We start from the raw sequence: 3,409 nt of genomic DNA, 5'->3' as shown, positions 1-3,409 counted from the left end.
CTCTTGACCTCCCTAGAGATAGGGATTTCCCTTCGGGGACAAGAGTGACAGGTGGTGCATGGTTGTCGTCAGCTCGTGTCGTGAGATGTTGGGTTAAGTCCCGCAACGAGCGCAACCCTTGACCTTAGTTGCCAGCATTCAGTTGGGCACTCTAAGGTGACTGCCGGTGACAAACCGGAGGAAGGTGGGGATGACGTCAAATCATCATGCCCCTTATGACCTGGGCTACACACGTGCTACAATGGACAGAACAAAGGGCAGCGAAACCGCGAGGTTAAGCCAATCCCACAAATCTGTTCTCAGTTCGGATCGCAGTCTGCAACTCGACTGCATGAAGCTGGAATCGCTAGTAATCGCGGATCAGCATGCCGCGGTGAATACGTTCCCGGGCCTTGTACACACCGCCCGTCACACCACGAGAGTTTGTAACACCCGAAGTCGGTGAGGTAACCTTTTGGAGCCAGCCGCCGAAGGTGGGACAGATGATTGGGGTGAAGTCGTAACAAGGTAGCCGTATCGGAAGGTGCGGCTGGATCACCTCCTTTCTAAGGATATTATACGGAATATAAGACCTTGGGTCTTATAAACAGAACGTTCCCTGTCTTGTTTAGTTTTGAAGGATCATTCCTTCGAAACGTGTTCTTTGAAAACTAGATAACAGTAGACATCACATTCAAGTAATACAAGATATCACATAGTGATTCTTTTTAACGGTTAAGTTAGAAAGGGCGCACGGTGGATGCCTTGGCACTAGGAGCCGATGAAGGACGGGACGAACACCGATATGCTTCGGGGAGCTGTAAGCAAGCTTTGATCCGGAGATTTCCGAATGGGGAAACCCACCACTCGTAATGGAGTGGTATCCATATCTGAATTCATAGGATATGAGAAGGCAGACCCGGGGAACTGAAACATCTAAGTACCCGGAGGAAGAGAAAGCAAATGCGATTCCCTGAGTAGCGGCGAGCGAAACGGGATTAGCCCAAACCAAGAGGCTTGCCTCTTGGGGTTGTAGGACACTCTGTACGGAGTTACAAAGGAACGAGGTAGATGAAGAGGTCTGGAAAGGCCCGCCATAGGAGGTAACAGCCCTGTAGTCAAAACTTCGTTCTCTCCTGAGTGGATCCTGAGTACGGCGGAACACGTGAAATTCCGTCGGAATCCGGGAGGACCATCTCCCAAGGCTAAATACTCCCTAGTGACCGATAGTGAACCAGTACCGTGAGGGAAAGGTGAAAAGCACCCCGGAAGGGGAGTGAAAGAGATCCTGAAACCGTGTGCCTACAAGTAGTCAGAGCCCGTTAACGGGTGATGGCGTGCCTTTTGTAGAATGAACCGGCGAGTTACGATCCCGTGCAAGGTTAAGCAGAAGATGCGGAGCCGCAGCGAAAGCGAGTCTGAATAGGGCGCATGAGTACGTGGTCGTAGACCCGAAACCAGGTGATCTACCCATGTCCAGGGTGAAGTTCAGGTAACACTGAATGGAGGCCCGAACCCACGCACGTTGAAAAGTGCGGGGATGAGGTGTGGGTAGGGGTGAAATGCCAATCGAACCTGGAGATAGCTGGTTCTCTCCGAAATAGCTTTAGGGCTAGCCTCAAGGTAAGAGTCTTGGAGGTAGAGCACTGTTTGGACTAGGGGCCCTCATCGGGTTACCGAATTCAGACAAACTCCGAATGCCGATGACTTATCCTTGGGAGTCAGACTGCGAGTGATAAGATCCGTAGTCGAAAGGGAAACAGCCCAGACCGCCAGCTAAGGTCCCAAAGTATACGTTAAGTGGAAAAGGATGTGGAGTTGCTTAGACAACCAGGATGTTGGCTTAGAAGCAGCCACCATTTAAAGAGTGCGTAATAGCTCACTGGTCGAGTGACTCTGCGCCGAAAATGTACCGGGGCTAAACGTATCACCGAAGCTGTGGATGGACACCGTTGGTGTCCGTGGTAGGAGAGCGTTCTAAGGGCTGAGAAGCTAGACCGGAAGGACTGGTGGAGCGCTTAGAAGTGAGAATGCCGGTATGAGTAGCGAAAGAGGGGTGAGAATCCCCTCCACCGAATGCCTAAGGTTTCCTGAGGAAGGCTCGTCCGCTCAGGGTTAGTCGGGACCTAAGCCGAGGCCGAAAGGCGTAGGCGATGGACAACAGGTTGATATTCCTGTACCACCTCCTCACCATTTGAGCAATGGGGGGACGCAGGAGGATAGGGTAAGCGCGCTGCTGGAATAGCGCGTCCAAGCAGTTAGAGGGGTGACGAGGCAAATCCCGTCACCATGTACCTTGAGCTGTGATGGCGAGCGAAATATAGTAGCGAAGTTCCTGATTCCACACTGCCAAGAAAAGCCTCTAGCGAGGTGAGAGGTGCCCGTACCGCAAACCGACACAGGTAGGCGAGGAGAGAATCCTAAGGTGATCGAGAGAACTCTCGTTAAGGAACTCGGCAAAATGACCCCGTAACTTCGGGAGAAGGGGTGCTCTGTTAGGGTGCAAGCCCGAGAGAGCCGCAGTGAATAGGCCCAGGCGACTGTTTAGCAAAAACACAGGTCTCTGCGAAGCCGTAAGGCGAAGTATAGGGGCTGACGCCTGCCCGGTGCTGGAAGGTTAAGAGGAGCGCTTAGCGTAAGCGAAGGTGCGAATTGAAGCCCCAGTAAACGGCGGCCGTAACTATAACGGTCCTAAGGTAGCGAAATTCCTTGTCGGGTAAGTTCCGACCCGCACGAAAGGCGCAACGATCTGGGCACTGTCTCAACGAGAGACTCGGTGAAATTATAGTACCTGTGAAGATGCAGGTTACCCGCGACAGGACGGAAAGACCCCGTGGAGCTTTACTGCAGCCTGATATTGAATGTTGGTACAGCTTGTACAGGATAGGTAGGAGCCTTGGAAACCGGAGCGCCAGCTTCGGTGGAGGCATCGGTGGGATACTACCCTGGCTGTATTGACCTTCTAACCCGCCGCCCTTATCGGGCGGGGAGACAGTGTCAGGTGGGCAGTTTGACTGGGGCGGTCGCCTCCTAAAAGGTAACGGAGGCGCCCAAAGGTTCCCTCAGAATGGTTGGAAATCATTCGCAGAGTGTAAAGGCACAAGGGAGCTTGACTGCGAGACCTACAAGTCGAGCAGGGACGAAAGTCGGGCTTAGTGATCCGGTGGTTCCGCATGGAAGGGCCATCGCTCAACGGATAAAAGCTACCCCGGGGATAACAGGCTTATCTCCCCCAAGAGTCCACATCGACGGGGAGGTTTGGCACCTCGATGTCGGCTCATCGCATCCTGGGGCTGTAGTCGGTCCCAAGGGTTGGGCTGTTCGCCCATTAAAGCGGTACGCGAGCTGGGTTCAGAACGTCGTGAGACAGTTCGGTCCCTATCCGCTGTGCGCGTAGGAATATTGAGAAGGGCTGTCCTTAGTACGAGAG

Annotated in this window: 2 rRNA genes; both read left to right on the top strand. The window is 53.2% G+C overall.

Annotated features, from left to right (window positions below):
• Positions 1-545 (top strand): 16S ribosomal RNA (locus tag ACWGSK_RS27515); the annotation flags it as partial.
• Between the two features lie 167 nt (positions 546-712).
• A 23S ribosomal RNA gene (locus tag ACWGSK_RS27510) occupies positions 713-3,409 on the top strand; the annotation flags it as partial.

This window comes from Nocardiopsis sp. NPDC055551 (genome assembly GCF_053619415.1).
This window is presented reverse-complemented; position numbering and strand designations above follow the sequence as displayed.